Origin of the sequence: Heyndrickxia ginsengihumi (assembly GCF_011008565.1) — a bacterium.
GTDB classification, from domain to species: domain Bacteria; phylum Bacillota; class Bacilli; order Bacillales; family Bacillaceae_C; genus Weizmannia; species Weizmannia ginsengihumi.
In genome coordinates this window covers 1-16,280 of sequence record NZ_JAAIWK010000036.1, presented here as the reverse complement: position 1 = coordinate 16,280, position 16,280 = coordinate 1, and the positions used below count along the sequence as shown (strand labels likewise).

Below are 16,280 nucleotides of genomic sequence, written 5' to 3'. Positions count from 1 at the left end.
GAAGCACCCTGACCGCCCGCGGAAAGTATCCCTACTCTCTTTTAAATGAACAAAGATAGTCTAAACACCATTAGTTTGCGTTAATATATTTTGAATCCATTAGGAAGTGCTGAATAATAAGAGAAGCAGCACCTAAAGCAGTCGCATTTCTGTTTAGCTGTGAAATATAAATTTGGTGACTTTGATGAACATAGCGAGAAATTCTAGAAGAAATTGTACTTTGAATCCAATTCAGCACAATCGGATTCGATTCTATTAAATTGCTTCTTATCACAATTGCCTCCGGATTGAAAGTATTAATAATATTGGTTAGACCAACCCCTACATAATAACCAAATTCCTTTAAGGCTTTCAGTGCATCTCCGTCGTTTTCTTGAATCCATTTGCTTGCCTGTTCCAGTGTCACCTTTTCAATATTTTTAAGATGAGAAAGGTTTTGGTAAAATGCCTTTTCGGAGGCATAAAGTTCCCAACATCCTTGGTTTCCACAGCCACATTGTTTGCCATTAAAATCAATTGTCATATGCCCCATTTCACCGGAAAACCCTTCTGTCCCCCGATATAGTTCATCATTGACAACAATTCCAAGTCCAATTCCAATTCCAAGACTAACATAAACACTATTTTTACATTGTCTAATTGCTCCGAACAACTTCTCCCCGTACGCTCCAGTATTTGCTTCGTTATCAATCAATACAGGACAACGGAAACGCTCTTCTAATATCTTCTTTAAATTGACGTCCTTCCATTTTGAATTTGGTGTAAATATAACCATTTCTTCTCGATTGACGAAACCGTGAATACCTACTCCGATTCCAATAATTCCATAAGGTGATAACGGCGCTTTTTTCGACACGAGCTCAATTCTTTCCAATAGAATTGGTTCAACCGCTTCAAAAGAGTTATCTTCCAGTTCAATATAGTCGCTATAAATCATATTTCCTTCCAAATCCGTTAACATCGTTAACATATACGTAACGCCGATATCGACTCCAATGGCATAGCCTGCATCTTTATTAAAAACAAGCATAACTGGTTTTCTTCCGCCGCTCGATGATCCCGTCCCAATCTCAGTTACAAGCTTTTTCTCGATTAATGAAGCAGTTTGCGAAGAAATCGTTGCTTTATTTAGTTTTGTCATTTGTGAAAGTTTCGCCCGTGATACAGGATAATGATGAATAATATTATTTAAGATAATTTTTTGGTTATGAATTTTCACGAATGATTGATCTGCTGTATTCATTAACATCCTCTTTCTAAGTTCATATAGTCATTAAACAAACTATCTGTTCATACTCTTGATATTTTTATTTTACCTCACTTTTTATTGTAAAAAAATATTGTTTTTTGAAAATGATGGTGTTATTATAAACGTGTACTTAGTTTAGAGGGTAAACAAAGTACAAAATTTTTACGATTTAATGAATGCGGTTTCAACTAAAAAACATATTTATTCGAGGAGGATTCATGATGGCATACTTTCCTAATGTAAGTAAAATCAATTATTCTGGCAAACAATTAAAAAGTGACCTCTCGTTCAATCATTATAATCCCGACGAAATCGTCGCTGGTAAATCAATGAGAGACCATTTACGTTTCTCTGTTGCTTATTGGCATACACTCACTCAAGATGGTTCTGATCCTTTCGGTGTTGGTACAACAATTCGTCCTTGGAATCACTTAAAAGGAATGGATTTAGCAAAAGCAAGAGTTGAAGCTGCTTTTGAATTTTTCGAAAAGTTAGGTAACCCATTCTTCTGCTTCCATGATCGTGATATTGCTCCTGAAGGTGATACATTAAGAGAAACAAATAGAAATCTTGATGAAATCGTTTCAATGATTAAAGAATATATGAAGACAAGCAATGTAAAATTACTTTGGAATACAGCAAATATGTTTACAAACCCTAGATTCGTTCATGGTGCTGCTTCTTCCTGCAATGCAGACGTATTTGCATATGCTGCGGCGCAAGTGAAAAAAGGTCTAGAAGTTGGGAAAGAACTTGGTGCTGAAAACTATGTATTCTGGGGCGGACGCGAAGGTTATGAAACATTACTTAATACAGATATGAAATTTGAGCAAGATAATATTGCTCGTTTCTTCCATATGGCTGTTGATTATGCAAAAGAAATTGGCTTTGATGCTCAATTTTTAATTGAGCCAAAACCGAAAGAACCAACAAAGCATCAATACGACTTCGATGCAGCTACAACAATTGCATTCTTAAAAACTTATGATTTAGATAAACATTTCAAGTTGAATCTTGAAGCAAACCATGCAACATTAGCTGGTCATACATTTGACCACGAAATTCGTGTAGCAAGCACACATGGACTTCTCGGTTCACTTGATGCGAACCAAGGTGATATGCTACTCGGCTGGGATACAGATGAATTCCCAACAGATCTTTATGCTACCACTCTTACAATGTATGAAGTTCTTAAAAATGGCGGGCTTGGCAGAGGCGGACTAAACTTTGATGCGAAACCTCGCAGATCTTCCTTTATGCCTGAAGACTTATTCTATGCCCATATTGCCGGCATGGATAGTTACGCGCTTGGTTTAAAGGTGGCGAACCGCCTCATTGAAGATCGTGTATTTGACGAATTTATTGAAGAACGTTACAGCAGCTATCAACAAGGTGTAGGAGCTGATATCGTTTCTGGTAAAGCTGACTTTAAATCATTAGAAAACTATATTATTGATAAAGAAGAAATTGTTAATCAATCTGGCAGACTAGAAAAATTAAAAAATACCCTTAATCATTATATTGTTCAAGAAGCATATCAAGGAACATTTGCCTAAGCTTTGAAACGATAGTGAACAGAAATGATAGATACGGAAAACTTGGCTGTCCCATTTACATTTATGGCCGGACGGTCAAGTTCTCCTATTTAAAAGTGAGGAGATCGCTGATGGAATATGTCATTGGAATTGACCTTGGAACAAGTTCAGTAAAGGTCCTTCTTGTCAATCAACAAGGAGCTGTAAAACATTCTGTTTCAAAAGATTATCCGTTGCTCCAACAACAGCCGGGATATAGTGAACAAGATCCTGAAGAATGGGTTCAAAAAACGATTCAAGCTTTGAAACAACTTATTACAGAAGCACAAGTCCCTTCCGATTCCATAAAAGGCATTAGTTTCTCTGGACAAATGCATGGCTTGATCTTACTTGATGACCATCAACAAGTAATTAGAAATGCAATCTTATGGAATGACACAAGAACAACGCCTCAGTGTAAAAAAATTGATCAGCAATTAGGCGGAAAATTACTTGAAATTACAAAAAATCCCGCCTTAGAGGGCTTTACTTTACCGAAAATTCTTTGGGTGAAAGAGCATGAACCAGAGCATTTAAGAAGAACAAGCGTCTTCTTACTGCCAAAAGATTACCTTCGTTATCGAATGACAGGTGAATTAAATATGGAGTATTCAGATGCAGCTGGTACGCTCATGCTGGATATCGTGAATAAATCTTGGAGCACTGATATCCTCCGGACGTTTGACATTCCGGCGCATATTTGTCCTCCATTAGTTGAAACGGAAAATTGTGTTGGTACCCTTTCACCTGAATTCGCAAGAGTAACTGGCTTGAATCCAGCAACGAAAGTATTTGCTGGCGGCGCTGATAATGCGTGCGGGGCAATTGGTGCTGGTATATTGTCTGAAGGAAAGGCGCTTTGTAGCATCGGTACTTCCGGTGTATTTCTATCTTATGAAGATAATAAGCATCGTAATTTTGGCGGAAAAGTTCATTTATTCAATCATGGGCAAAAAGATTCCTACTATACTATGGGTGTCACACTTGCTGCTGGATATAGTCTGTCATGGTTTAAAGAAACATTCGCAGAACATGAAAGTTTTTCGAGTTTATTAGAGGAAGCTGCTCTTTCGCCAATCGGTGCAAACGGTCTCATTTTTACACCATATCTCGTTGGCGAACGAACTCCTTATGCAGATGCAAAAATTAGAGGTACTTTCACAGGCATCGACGGCTCGCATAAAAGACATGACTTCGTTCGTGCCGTCATCGAAGGTATTGTGTTTTCGATTAATGAAAGTGTTGAGATTTTCCGCAATTATGGTAAAACGATTGATACTGTTATCTCAATCGGCGGCGGTGCTAAAAGTGATCTATGGCTACAAATTCAAGCTGATATATTCAATACTAAAGTAATCAAATTACAAAATGAACAAGGACCTGGCATGGGAGCAGCAATGATTGCCGCAACCGGTTTAGGATGGTTCCCTTCTCTCAAGGAATGTGCAGAAACCTTTATTTCGATCGCTAAAACATATGAACCAAACCCTGAACATGTCAGTCGTTATAAAGCGTTCTATCAAGTTTATAAAGATGTCTATCCGCAAACTGTTGCCATTAATCATCAATTATTCGATCTTAGGATGATGGATTCATCTACAGTTTTAGCCAAATAGATGAATCCTCCAATTAGGGGGGAAAAGTTATGAAGTTTAAAGTAAATAATGGACTTATCTATTTCTTCGGTGCTTTAGGAGGGCTTTTGTTTGGGTACGATACCGGTGTCATCTCCGGAGCTATCCTGTTCATTAAGAAAGATCTGCATCTTACTTCGTGGACAGAAGGTATTGTTGTTAGTTCGATTTTATTAGGCTGTATGATTGGTGCCGCAATTAGCGGTCCGTTATCCGACCGCCTTGGTAGACGGAAAGTTGTTCTAACTGCTGCCACGATATTTTGTATCGGTGCACTAGGTACTGCCTTATCTGCCAACGCAGGCATATTAATTTTATTTAGATTAGTACTTGGGGTTGCGGTTGGAAGCGCTTCAACACTTGTGCCGATGTATTTATCTGAAATGGCCCCAACTGCCATTCGCGGTACATTATCTAGCTTAAACCAATTAATGATTATGACAGGTATTTTACTTGCTTATATTGTAAACTATATTTTCAGCTCTTCCGAAGGCTGGCGCTGGATGCTTGGAATCGCGCTCGTCCCTGGATTACTTATGTTAATCGGTGTCATCTTTTTACCGGAAAGTCCTCGCTGGCTCCTTAAACAAGGGAAAGAAAACGAGGCACGCTCCATTTTAAACTTTATGCGTAAAGGAAATGGCGTTGAAGATGAAATTAAAGAAATCAAATTAGCAAATCAACAAGAACAAGGCGGATTTAAAGAAGTAAAAGAAAAATGGGTGCGCCCTGCGTTAATCGTCGGCATCGGTTTAGCCGTTTTCCAACAAATCATCGGCTGTAATACTGTTCTTTACTACGCACCAACGACATTTACAAATGTGGGCCTTGGAGCATCAGCAGCCATTCTAGGTACCGTTGGAATCGGAATTGTAAACGTTATCGTAACAGCCGTTGCTGTTGTATTGATTGATAAAATCGGCCGAAAACCGTTGCTTCTAATTGGAAATGCCGGAATGTCCATCTCTTTATTCGTTCTTGGCATCGTCAACATTGTTTCAGGACATACGGCTGCATCCAGTTGGACTACAGTTATCTGTTTAGCTGTTTACATTGCCTTCTTCTCCCTTACTTGGGGACCTGTTGTATGGGTAATGTTATCTGAAATCTTCCCACTTAGTGTCCGTGGAATTGGGATGGGAATTGGAAGCGTTGCAAACTGGCTTGCAAACTTAATCGTTTCTTTAACTTTCCCTAAATTAATTGAACAATTTGGTATCAGTACAATGTTCATCATTTACGGGATTATGGGTGTTCTTGCATTCTTCTTTGTCAGCAAACTTGTATCAGAAACAAAAGGAAAAAGTCTTGAACAAATTGAACTTGACCTTAGAAACAGCCGTGTAGAAAACAATCATCAGAATTTAGGTCATTCCATTAGTAAATAACAAACTACTTATCCTTCATCGTTGCTCATTATTTCCCCTTATCATTTAGATAGGGGAATTTTTTAACTGCTTTTCAAAAGCGTATTCAGTAATATTAAGGAGGATTCAAAATTGGCCACTAGTTATGCTGAAAAGATTGTAAAGAAAGAACCTGAAACGATTCGCTACACGGAAAAGTTTGGTATGCTTCAGGAGATTTGGCATGTAATTTAATTTATCAAACTGTCATTACCTACCTATTATTCTTTTACACCGATGTATTTGGATTTCAGCGGCAGCAGCCGGTGTGATGTTTTTAATTGTAAGGCTATTAATGATCCAATTGTAGGTCTTCTTATCGATAGAACAAATTCAAAATGGGGAAGATTTCGTCCATATCTTTTATTTGGAGCGATTCCATTTGCCGTTTTAGCGATCCTCTATTTCACAACACCTTGGTTTTCAGGAATAGGCAAACTCATCTATGCTTAATCACCTAAATCGCCCTTTCCGCCACATACACTTGTATGAATGATCCATACGGAGCACTCACCTCTGCTATTACACGCAACGATGATCAAGTTGTCAGTTTAACTTCTGTTCGTATGCTGTTTGCTAAGCTTTCGCCCGCGGAAAGCTAGTATTCTGAAGCGAAAATTATCTGCTCCCTTTTAACAATAACCAACAACAATTCACAAGTAAGATTCATATTTTATTTTAAATAATATTTCCGCTCCGGTCTGCCAACAATGCCATATTCTACTTCCGCCCTGCACTCATTCGCAGAAATCAAATATTCTAAATAGCGTCGGGCGGTTGTTCGCGATGCGCCAATTAAATTGCCCACTTGTTCCGCAGAGAAGCCCTCATTTTCTTTCAACACTGCCTTTACCTTTCCAAGAGTAATCATATCAATCCCTTTTGGTAGCGACTGGTCTTTCACAGTCCCCTCTTGTGTACGATTGCCGAATAAAATGTCAACAAGTTGCTGATTAACTAGTTCCTCCGATTGTAATAGATTTCGTTTTTCTAAATACTTTTCGATCGTTTGCTGAAAATGATCCATTGCAACTGGCTTAATAAAATAATGCTCTACTCCATAATGAAGTGCCTTTTCGATCAAACTTTTATTGGCGGCAGCGGTAATCATCATAATATCTACATAGGGAAATTGTGCCCGAATATCAGCCAATAAATCTGAACCAAGCTCATCTGGCAAATAGACATCCAGCAATAGCAAATCTGGGTGCTTTTCTCGCAGCATATCCATCGTTTGTTTTGCATTTAACGCTTTCCCGACCACTTTCATCTCTGTAAATTTCGCTAAAAATCTTTCATGAATATTAGCCACACGAAAATCATCTTCAGCAATGACTACTTTAAGCACGTGATTCTCCTCCCCTTTTCGGTATATAAACGGTAAAAGTAGTTCCATTCCCTGCTTTACTATGTACCTCGATGTAACCGCCAAGTTCATCAACGGCTTCTTTGACATTTGCAAGCCCAAATCCATGCTGAGCCCGATTTGTTTTCGTTGTAAATCCCCTCTCGAATATATGAGAAATTTCCTCCCCAGTGATTCCATTTCCATTATCACTAATTTCAATAATCATATCTTCTCCAATATCGGTTGCGAAAAAGATGACGAGTGGATTCGTTAATTTCGCTACAGCCTCAAAGGCATTGTCTATTAAGTTACCAATTATGACGATCAGCTGGGAGAGTTTAATATGTTTTGGCAGCGGCCGCAAATCACTATTTGTATCAATTTCTAAACTGATCTTCTTTTCAGAAGCCTTGCCAAGCTTTCCAAGGATAATTGCCTGTACCTTTGCATCCTTAATTTGCTCAAATAGAAGCTTATGCTGAGACTGAAGCATCGCTGTTTCTTCTTGAATCATTTGGATCACTTCATCGTATTCACCTAATTGCAATAATCCGGAAATAACGTGCAATTTGTTTGTAAATTCATGCGTCTGCGCTCGTAAATCTTCCGAGTATTTCCGCACTTCACTTAACGTATTGACCATATCTTCAACTTCAGATTTATCACGAAAAGATGCAACAACTCCTGAAATCTCTCCCTGTTCATTTAAGATTGGCGTCGTATTGACAATAAGTATTTTATCCTTCCAAATAAGCTCAGCGTCTGTTTGCGGTTGTTTAGAATCTAGCACTTCATACAAAAAGCCAGCAGGAATAAGTTGATCAACCTTTGTTTGCCGAACTTTCCTATTAATATGCAGCAATTGTTTCGCAGGCTGATTCATCGTAATAATAAAACCATGTTCATCGATAGCTAATATTCCTTCTTTAACTGCATGTAAAATCGCTCTTTTTTCCTTATAAAGGGCAGCAATTTCATAAGGCTCAAGGCCCATCGTATCTTTCCGAATATTTCTAGCAAGCAGGACGCTTCCAAGAATAGAAACGATTAACGCAATGACTGCTACGATCACTACTTTCATTAATCTCATATACATCTGATGCTGAATATCTTCGAGCATAAAGCCAACAGACACTACACCAATAATTTCCCCTCTTTGATTAAAGATGGGCGCTTTTCCGCGTAAGGAAGCCCCTAAAGATCCTTTCGCTTTCGATATATATGACTCACCTTTTACAATTGCCCGTTCGTTATCTCCCCCAATCATTTTTTTACCGATTCTGCTTTTAATTGGATGGGAGTAGCGAATCCCTTTTTTATTCCCGACAACAATAAATTCAGCCCCCGTTTGTTTTCGAATCTTTTCTGCTAAAGGCTGAATCGTCTTTGAAGGATTCTTTGTTTGAAAAGCTTGAATGATTGTCGGCATATTTGCAACCGTTTTCGAAATTTCCAATGCTAAACGGCCCTTCTGCTCTTCAATCTGTTTACTTTCAACCATCATAAAATATACTGTTAGCAATGTTGTTATAAAAAAAGTCAATAGCAGAACAAAACCAAGTATTTTTGTCTGCAACGAAACTTTTAATGTATGCATATGTATCACTCTCGTCTGGGAGTTGCAAATATTTTTCAAATATTGAATCGCTTTTTCATCTATTAGTCTACCGCATTTTTCAATGTCCAAGCAAGCATATGTCTAATGGATCAATAAAATGGTGCTAAAGGTGCTATTCTCTTAAAATATCTAGGAAAGATGTTATATTTTTAGAGGAATGGTTGTAATCATCATCATTTTTTTAACTTTAAATAGTAGAAATTCACAAGTCTTATGTCTTTTTAAATAAAAAGCTTAGGCTGTTTTGTAATCTTTGTTGTTTTTTATCAAAAGGGAGTTGATTTCTGCTTTAGGATGCTCGCTTTCCGCGGGCGGATGCTGAGCCTTCTCGGCGCTGCACGCCTACGGGGTCTCAGCGATCCCGCTTTTCCCGCAGGAGTCTCGCACCTTCCGCTTCAATCAACTGGTTTTCTAACAGGTTAAATATTTAAAAATCATCTTTTGCTTATTATTGCTGCTTTGTATTCTTTGTTGTTTTTATCAAAACGGAGTTGATTTCTGCTTCAGGATGCTCGCTTTCCGTGGGCGGATGCTGAGCCTTCTCGGCGCTGCACGCCTGCGGGGTCTCAGCGATCCCGCCTTTCCCGCAGGAGTCTCGCACCTTCCGCTTCAATCAACTGGTTTTCTAACAGGTTAAATATTTAAAAATCATCTTTTGCTTATATTGCTGCTTTGTATTCTTTGTTGTTTTTATCAAAACGGAGTTGATTTCTGCTTCAGGAAGCTTGCTTCAAGCAACTTTTAAATGCACTATGTAAGTAAATAATATTTCTTTAATAACAATCCAAAACTTAAAAATACTTACATCTCAGGCTTTTTCCATGTTACAATTTTTCTATAATCAAACAGGATAGCACGCAATCATATTGGCTAAATTTATTTAGTCATTTATTTATCACAAAAAACCGAACATATATTCTATTTTTGAGTGTGGAGGGGATACAATGAACCAACATCGTTCTAATCAATACAGTTCTGAACAGCTGCAACAATTCAAAAATGCTAATAAACAATTTTTCCGTAACCCGATCATTCAAAGCTTCTTTAATCATGAAGACCATGTTTCTATGCTTCAAGAAACAATGCATGATCCTACAAATGAAAATAAGGAAAGATTAGACCAGGCTTTTAAACAATTTTATTTTAATATTCGCTTTACTTCCTTTATTTCTTCGTCATTATATTTCGATGCCATTCATTTTGATCAGAAACAGCGCCAATATTCATCTCGATATTTACTATTAATAGATCAGCCGCTTCAAAATGAAGAGGCTATCACATTGAAAGATACGATTCCCGATCCGTCTGCTCAAATCACAATGGATGACATCATACGTAGTGAAGAAATTGACGATTACATTGAAAATATTCGATTGTATAATGCTTTACAAAAACTCTCGTTAAAGCAAAAGGAAATCCTTTATTTATCCTATGTAAGCAGATTATCAGATACAGAAATCGCTAATAAGTTAAAAAAATCACAACAATCTGTTTCCAAACTGCGAAAGAAAGCATTACAAAAAATTTATCACTATATGAATAATCGGGGGTAATCATATGAACGCTGCTGATTTCTCGCAATGGATGACAATCGTTGGTAATGCTGGCTTTCCAGTCGCAATCTCGCTCTACTTATTATGTCGGCTGGATAAGAAGATAGACCATATGCAAGAAGTGATTACACAATTAAGCGAGACGATGAAAGATAACAGATAGGAATGATATAGATGACAGAGCGATTATATGAGCTTGTAAAACAATCAAAAAACAGTACGATTGCGCTTGAAGCAATCGTGCAACAATTCGCACCAAAAATTAATAAGCTACTATACATGACTAATTTAAATGATCGAAAGGATTTAGAACAAGAATTGAAAATCAAGCTGATTGAACACATTACAAAGTATGACATCGACTCTGTCCCAGGATTCTGGGAAATGAAGGAGAATATTCAGCGGAAAGCTGAAAAATCCTAAAGTTTTGCACAAAGAAAATGCTGTTGAATAGTACCTTTATTGGCTTGACTGATTGGCCAATTTTACCAATATATGAAAGGAGTCCTTGGAAAATCATGGACTCTTCTCACTCCTCTATAAAAATGGAAAAAGAATAGGTTTTTTTATGATAACTACAATATCAGTCATATTTCCTTTTCCACATTCCATCATTTCTGGCAAGCCATCTTATCAGTCTTAAATTAAAATATGCGAATGTTAATGAAAAAGGATAACATAACGCTGAATAAAATAGTGACCATTTTCTATAGTATAGAAGACCGCTTTTAACCGAACAAAAATCATATATGATTGAAATGATTGTCCATATAAAAATATAACTAATTTTCGTAAAAGGCTTTCCATCATAAGGGAAACCATTTAAATAAATCATACTGATAGGTGGAAAAATCCCGATTAGAACAATCACCATTTGATAATCTACGCCTTTATGAAAGTAACCGTATAAATCTAGTTTAAGATCAAGATAAATATCTACAAAAACATTCAGTAAGATTGCAAAAATTGAGGTATAGTACATCTCGCCACGAGAGAGCCTTTTAGGCATTAAAATGACGATCGTATATAAAATAAATATAGAAATAAAAACAAACATATAGGGCATTTTTTCTCACCCTTTCCTAATATATTCAGATCTGATTATTATCATTTTATCTTCACAGAAGAATCCTTAAACAAATCCCACCTTTTTATTCTTAAATTCTTAAATTCATGTAAAAAAAAGACTACTTACTCAATCGGCAGTCATATCTCCGATTTTTGCAGTAGCCTTTCTTTTTAAAAAAGTGATAGTTGGTTTTCCGCAACGGAAATTCACTAATTATGCTGGTGGGTCAGCCCCTTCGCTACATTGTATAGCAAAAAAACAAAGAGTTTTTATGGAAAATATCATGAATTCAAATCAATGGAAATACAATCTTTATTTTAAAAGCCGAAAAACTTGATTTGTCTTCAGATATTTTGATTAATCAGCATCCCACTTTAGAGGATCAGATAGCAAATGAAAAAATCAACCAACTCTCTTTATTTTCTCAGATAAATATTGAACACCGTATAATAAATATGCTTTATAATGCAAATATATAAAAAATTGAACATGATTGAGCCGATTTAGCCCTACGATTCTAAACTTTTTAAGAACATCAATAAAGAAAAATGCAAAGAAAGCATCGGAAATCACATTAAGGATCACAAACTTTTTAAAATTCCCATAGGAAAATTTAAGTATCCACATTGAAAGAGGCATATAAGGACCGATACTAAAGGGAAGTTCATCCTTTATAAATGACTTTCGCTTATCGTAAAATTTCCACCATCTCCGTTTATGCCCATATAAATGATTGATGATCTCAAAAACAACAATAAACACGCCTGCTAAAGAATAACGTTTTATATTGCGTTTTCCGATAAATAACAATGTCAACCACGGAATTATGATGTTAAGTATATTAAACACTAAGTGCCTCTTTGTTATCATAAGCTATTTCACCTCTATTTAGTTTTCTACACCATTATCGTAACCAACTTTAATAAAAAAAACCGCCTATGAGCGGTCACTAATTCTTCCATATTACACTCTAGATGATAAGATCTTATGAAGAGTCAGCTATTTCATTTTTCAAACTTTAAAACAGGAATTTTCACTTACTTAAACATTAAAAATACCTTTCGATTCCTTTAATGTGTTTATCAAGTCTTCTTGAAGTTTTATTTTATACCCCATCAATGCTTCTCGCCGAACCATATAGCTATATTCCAAGCTTCTTAGTTCTTCTTCACATTTATCTAAATCCTTTTTCTTATTGGTAATGATTTCGTCTAAGTTACCAACACAAATATTTACACCCGGTTCCATCCTTACCCTCCTAGAGATCAAAGAAATCATCCGATTTCACACGAGGATCTACTTCTTTAATCGCCTTCATGATTTTCTTTATTGTGTTTAAATTAGGTGAATATTCTTTGTTTGAAGCAATTTTGCTGATCGTATTACGACTGATCTTTGTTTGTTTAGAAACCCATTCTTGTGAAATCCCCTTCTGATCTAACCATATTCCAAATCGTGATCTTGGCTTTCCTCCCCATCCGAACATATTTACAACTCCCTATATGTATCTTCCATATATTTCTTTATGGACAAGAATTGTTAAAAATATACAAGTCCCCTTTAAAAAAGTTCAAATCAAAGTTGTAAATAAATATCGACTGGCAATTCATTTTCGCTTCAGGGACTTGCTTTCCGCGGACGTTCATGGGCTATTCTCCCATAGACACGCTGAGCTCGTTGGATTCTCGCCCCTTACGCTGCAAACAACTTTTTTAAAAAGACATCTATTCAACAGAAGCAATCCTTTAGAATAAATCCTTATACAAATAAAGAGGCTAGGACAAAAAGTGTGTTAACGAAAGAAGACCTGAATATTGCGCTCCAACCCCACCAAATATACTTTGCTTCCCGCAGGGGCCTACGTATATTTCCGGAGCTGATTTGTGCAATGTTCATCTTTAGCTAATCACTTTTGAGTTTTGTCCCAGCCTCTTCTTAATTTTTCCTGAACCGTCCCATTACTTCAAGGGTTTGTGAAATGTTTACAAACGCATGCGGATCAATCATTTTGATCGTATGTTTTGTCTCATTCAGTTCAAACCTTGTTATAACAGTCGTTAGCACTTTTTTAGGGTTGTGCGTATAAGCACCTTCTGCACTATTTACTGTAATTCCTCTAGAATGTAAACGGATAAGGGCCTCTGTTAATTCATCACCTTTCTCGGTGACAATCCTTAATGTTAATTTATTTTGTGTTGTGTAAACCATATCAACGGCACGGCCTGCTACATAAATGGCGATAATGGTGTATAGAGTAATATTCCATCCAAATATAAGCCCCGAGGCACCGACAACAAGAAGGTTTATACACGCACTTAAAAATCCAACCTGTATGTTCCGTTTTTGAGATAGGATTAAACTAACGATATCCGTTCCGCCTGTTGAACCGCCAATCCGAATAATCAATCCGACTGCAATCCCATAAAGCGCACCGCCTATAATGGATGAAAGCAGTATGTCATTGCTTATCGCATGAATCGGAATAACTTTCAAACTAAAGGATAAAACAACAACTGAATATATCGTAAAACAAACAAATCTTTTTCCAAGAAAAATAACAGCTAAAATAAATAATGGGATGTTAATCATCAATACAATTAAACCCGTATTGACATGTAAAAAATGATGAATAAAGAAAGCAATCCCAGTAACGCCCCCTGAAGACAACTTATGCGGAATTAGAAAAGTGTTGTAAGCAAACCCAAAAAGCATAGAGCATAATCCTACTAGGATGACTTGATAAATTAATCGAAACAAAATAAGCACCTCTTAGTTTTTCTCTTGATGATAATATGTGCTAATTGAAACACAAAAAACCTTTGTCATTATACAAAATTAATGATAAAAAGTGAAGGTATAAAAGTGGATTATTTAATTCAGGGGAATCATTCATTCAGTGATAACCGTCTAAAATATTTATGAGTAATAGCGTTCTTTCTTTTTGGACGTTTGCTGTTTTAAATAAGAGAGTGGTTTGTTGATTTCCACTATAGGGATTCACTTTCTGCGGACGTGAACAATCTCTATTATTTAATAAGCAATCGTTTAAAATCCATATGTTTATTCCGTCAGTCCTGCAAATAAAAAAGTATCCACGAACAAGCCTTTTTGACAACTTCTATACAGAGACACCGATTTAATAGAATCTAGGAACAGTTCGAACATATAGTATCAACATAAAAAAGGCCACGCACGTGCTATATAGTTTTTATTCATTTACCAAACATAGGATCACTACTTTTCCATAATCCTCTTTTTTACATATAGAATACACTATTACATCTAAAATAAAAGGGAGTGATATAATATGTCCTAATACGAAAAATACCGGAGAAATCGAGAAAATCAATTAAGAAATTGCAAACCAAGAAAGCGATGCCAATGCCATACTAATGAGATGGCTTACCCTGACGTTACGATCGTCAACTCGACGCAATTCACTGCGTCTGGACGCGTTGAGTACCTGTCATCCTTGTGTAGCGACGACGATTACATCGTTTCCCCTAATGCTACTTGGACTCATAGCCGAGGGCTGTGCCTAATAACAAAAATCACTGCAACCGTTAGAACTTCAAATGGAGATGTTGTAGCAGCCCCATATACTTCTTCTGGCACTTCATGTAGCCAGTTTGCCATTATACAGACAGGAAGAAATCAGTTCGAAGTGACGCGTCGTGTTACTAAATAAGTGAGGTATATCGGCTGATGCCCACTATGAGGGTTCAGCCGATATATGTTTTAATTAGTTGATAAAGAAGGTTAATCAATATTTTAAAAATTAATTGAATGTAAGGGACGTATTGCAGCTACGGCGTGTTAGCCCAAATGTATTTCAACATTTATTGCTCATTGGTCTTGAATTTTCTTTAGAAAAGACTGGCGCGAGAAGTTTTTGAAGAAAAATTGATACGTCCCTTCATCCCTCTATAAGAAAAAAACATACCTATTTTAATTACTATTGCTTCCACAATTCTTTTGTCTTAATGACTTTAAAATCTGTATTTCAAACATAATGACTATGGTTCCATCATTTTTCACTATTCGATCAAAGCTTCCCCCAGCCCCGTTGGTATTCGTCTAGTGCACCGTTATTGTATTGCCTGAAGTTTCTTCCTTGACCAAACTCTACAAATCCCTTCGGTAATTATTCCATATAATTTCTTTAGAAATCTCATTATTAGTATTCTTATCTAATAATATAAAAAAGGATTTTAAAACGAGGGAAGTAAGCTTTAAATTACATATCCTTTATAAAACTAGAGGCTTCTCATATTTTCATACGAGAAGCCTCTAAAAGAATACACTATGTTAGCATTTTGCTTTTCATCAACATCGAGGCCTCGTATATCAAGGGTTTCAGGGGCAATGGTCACTCGTTATCACCATTACCTATAGCTTCCCTTTAGTTTAACTCCCTGGAACATTCCCTATTATTCTTGTTATAATCCCTTCATCATCTAGTTTAATTATTCATTGATACTATAGTAGAAATTCCCCTTTTACTACAACCATACTCTTTTAAGATATAGTAAATCCTGAATTTTCTCATTTAGTTTTGCATAATTTCTAAGTAAGGCATCAAAATTAGCTCATCTGAGTCATAAAGTCGAACTTTAAAAAATAGTTCTCTTGTCTATTTTCTAGCATCTTGAGTAAAGCCTCCTATACATACAACTAGTTCATATGTTGCACCATAACCAGATACAACTCCTAATAAACTATTAATTACATTCTGAATCGGCTACACTAAGTTGGACAGATACTATAAGGGCTAGTACACTTAACATACTAACCTAAGGGAGCGTGCTATTATGCCACGTCAACGTCGA

At 36.4% G+C, this 16,280-nt stretch carries 14 protein-coding genes and 1 pseudogene; 7 read left to right on the top strand and 8 right to left on the bottom strand.

Features of this window, described 5'->3' with window-relative positions; all coding sequences use genetic code 11:
- Positions 1-70: 70 nt before the first annotated feature.
- On the bottom strand, positions 71-1,243 hold the full coding sequence (locus G4D61_RS16330) for an ROK family transcriptional regulator (RefSeq protein WP_025731035.1): 1,173 nt from the start codon (positions 1,241-1,243) through the stop codon (positions 71-73).
- Positions 1,244-1,470: 227 nt separating this feature from the next.
- Here G4D61_RS16330 and xylA point away from each other — a divergent pair, with 227 nt between their 5' ends.
- The 4 genes and pseudogenes from xylA to G4D61_RS16310 form a co-directional block, all read left to right on the top strand.
- Complete coding sequence (gene xylA / locus G4D61_RS16325; protein ID WP_035354677.1) at positions 1,471-2,805, top strand: xylose isomerase; 1,335 nt, start codon at positions 1,471-1,473, stop codon at positions 2,803-2,805.
- A 110-nt stretch (positions 2,806-2,915) separates the two neighbouring features.
- Complete coding sequence (xylB, locus tag G4D61_RS16320) at positions 2,916-4,439, top strand: xylulokinase (RefSeq protein ID WP_025731033.1); 1,524 nt, start codon at positions 2,916-2,918, stop codon at positions 4,437-4,439.
- A 29-nt stretch (positions 4,440-4,468) separates the two neighbouring features.
- Entirely contained in the window at positions 4,469-5,845 is a 1,377-nt protein-coding gene (locus G4D61_RS16315) for a sugar porter family MFS transporter (protein WP_025731032.1), read from the top strand.
- A gap of 161 nt (positions 5,846-6,006) precedes the next feature.
- Positions 6,007-6,447: pseudogene (locus tag G4D61_RS16310) on the top strand (MFS transporter); the annotation flags it as partial.
- 89 nt (positions 6,448-6,536) lie between these two features.
- Here G4D61_RS16310 and G4D61_RS16305 read toward each other — a convergent pair.
- Positions 6,537-7,211 carry a response regulator gene (locus tag G4D61_RS16305; RefSeq protein ID WP_025731031.1) on the bottom strand — a complete coding sequence of 225 codons (675 nt, stop codon included), beginning with the start codon at positions 7,209-7,211 and terminating at the stop codon, positions 6,537-6,539.
- A complete protein-coding gene (locus G4D61_RS16300; RefSeq protein ID WP_163174433.1) occupies positions 7,204-8,808 on the bottom strand; it encodes an ATP-binding protein in 1,605 nt (534 codons plus the stop codon). The genes G4D61_RS16305 and G4D61_RS16300 overlap by 8 nt, the downstream gene beginning before the upstream one ends.
- Positions 8,809-9,773: 965 nt before the next feature.
- Here G4D61_RS16300 and G4D61_RS16295 point away from each other — a divergent pair.
- From G4D61_RS16295 to G4D61_RS16285, 3 genes are read left to right on the top strand one after another with little or no spacing between them, the layout of a single operon-like run.
- Positions 9,774-10,382, top strand: a complete 609-nt coding sequence (locus G4D61_RS16295) for a sigma-70 family RNA polymerase sigma factor (protein WP_163174431.1) — start codon at positions 9,774-9,776, stop codon at positions 10,380-10,382.
- A gap of 4 nt (positions 10,383-10,386) precedes the next feature.
- Positions 10,387-10,545 carry a YvrJ family protein gene (locus G4D61_RS16290; protein ID WP_081979078.1) on the top strand — a complete coding sequence of 53 codons (159 nt, stop codon included), beginning with the start codon at positions 10,387-10,389 and terminating at the stop codon, positions 10,543-10,545.
- Positions 10,546-10,556: 11 nt separating this feature from the next.
- Positions 10,557-10,805, top strand: coding sequence for a helix-turn-helix domain-containing protein (locus G4D61_RS16285; RefSeq protein WP_035354672.1), 249 nt, complete (start codon positions 10,557-10,559; stop codon positions 10,803-10,805).
- Between the two features lie 160 nt (positions 10,806-10,965).
- Here G4D61_RS16285 and G4D61_RS16280 read toward each other — a convergent pair whose 3' ends face one another.
- From G4D61_RS16280 to G4D61_RS16260, 5 genes are all read right to left on the bottom strand, one after another.
- The gene (locus tag G4D61_RS16280; RefSeq protein ID WP_163174429.1) at positions 10,966-11,448 is read right to left on the bottom strand and encodes a CBO0543 family protein; all 483 of its coding nucleotides are present in this window, start codon (positions 11,446-11,448) and stop codon (positions 10,966-10,968) included.
- A 405-nt stretch (positions 11,449-11,853) separates the two neighbouring features.
- A complete protein-coding gene (locus tag G4D61_RS16275) occupies positions 11,854-12,321 on the bottom strand; it encodes a hypothetical protein (protein ID WP_163174427.1) in 468 nt (155 codons plus the stop codon).
- A 171-nt stretch (positions 12,322-12,492) separates the two neighbouring features.
- The gene (locus G4D61_RS16270; RefSeq protein WP_035354668.1) at positions 12,493-12,699 is read right to left on the bottom strand and encodes a hypothetical protein; all 207 of its coding nucleotides are present in this window, start codon (positions 12,697-12,699) and stop codon (positions 12,493-12,495) included.
- Between the two features lie 10 nt (positions 12,700-12,709).
- Positions 12,710-12,937 (bottom strand): helix-turn-helix domain-containing protein, encoded by a 228-nt coding sequence (locus G4D61_RS16265; RefSeq protein ID WP_035354666.1) that lies wholly within the window; start codon positions 12,935-12,937, stop codon positions 12,710-12,712.
- 449 nt (positions 12,938-13,386) lie between these two features.
- Entirely contained in the window at positions 13,387-14,208 is an 822-nt protein-coding gene (locus G4D61_RS16260; RefSeq protein WP_163174425.1) for a YitT family protein, read from the bottom strand.
- Positions 14,209-16,280: the final 2,072 nt, after the last annotated feature.

What these genes read in the sequence shown, in the direction of transcription:
- G4D61_RS16280 (WP_163174429.1), bottom strand. Translation starts at nt 11,448, where the DNA reads ATGCCCTATATGTTTGTTTTTATTTCTATATTTATTTTATATACGATC.
- xylA (WP_035354677.1), top strand. Translation starts at nt 1,471, where the DNA reads ATGGCATACTTTCCTAATGTAAGTAAAATCAATTATTCTGGCAAACAA.
- G4D61_RS16275 (WP_163174427.1), bottom strand. Translation starts at nt 12,321, where the DNA reads ATGATAACAAAGAGGCACTTAGTGTTTAATATACTTAACATCATAATT.
- G4D61_RS16265 (WP_035354666.1), bottom strand. Translation starts at nt 12,937, where the DNA reads ATGTTCGGATGGGGAGGAAAGCCAAGATCACGATTTGGAATATGGTTA.
- xylB (WP_025731033.1), top strand. Translation starts at nt 2,916, where the DNA reads ATGGAATATGTCATTGGAATTGACCTTGGAACAAGTTCAGTAAAGGTC.
- G4D61_RS16290 (WP_081979078.1), top strand. Translation starts at nt 10,387, where the DNA reads ATGAACGCTGCTGATTTCTCGCAATGGATGACAATCGTTGGTAATGCT.
- G4D61_RS16300 (WP_163174433.1), bottom strand. Translation starts at nt 8,808, where the DNA reads ATGCATACATTAAAAGTTTCGTTGCAGACAAAAATACTTGGTTTTGTT.
- G4D61_RS16315 (WP_025731032.1), top strand. Translation starts at nt 4,469, where the DNA reads ATGAAGTTTAAAGTAAATAATGGACTTATCTATTTCTTCGGTGCTTTA.
- G4D61_RS16285 (WP_035354672.1), top strand. Translation starts at nt 10,557, where the DNA reads ATGACAGAGCGATTATATGAGCTTGTAAAACAATCAAAAAACAGTACG.
- G4D61_RS16270 (WP_035354668.1), bottom strand. Translation starts at nt 12,699, where the DNA reads ATGGAACCGGGTGTAAATATTTGTGTTGGTAACTTAGACGAAATCATT.
- G4D61_RS16295 (WP_163174431.1), top strand. Translation starts at nt 9,774, where the DNA reads ATGAACCAACATCGTTCTAATCAATACAGTTCTGAACAGCTGCAACAA.
- G4D61_RS16330 (WP_025731035.1), bottom strand. Translation starts at nt 1,243, where the DNA reads ATGAATACAGCAGATCAATCATTCGTGAAAATTCATAACCAAAAAATT.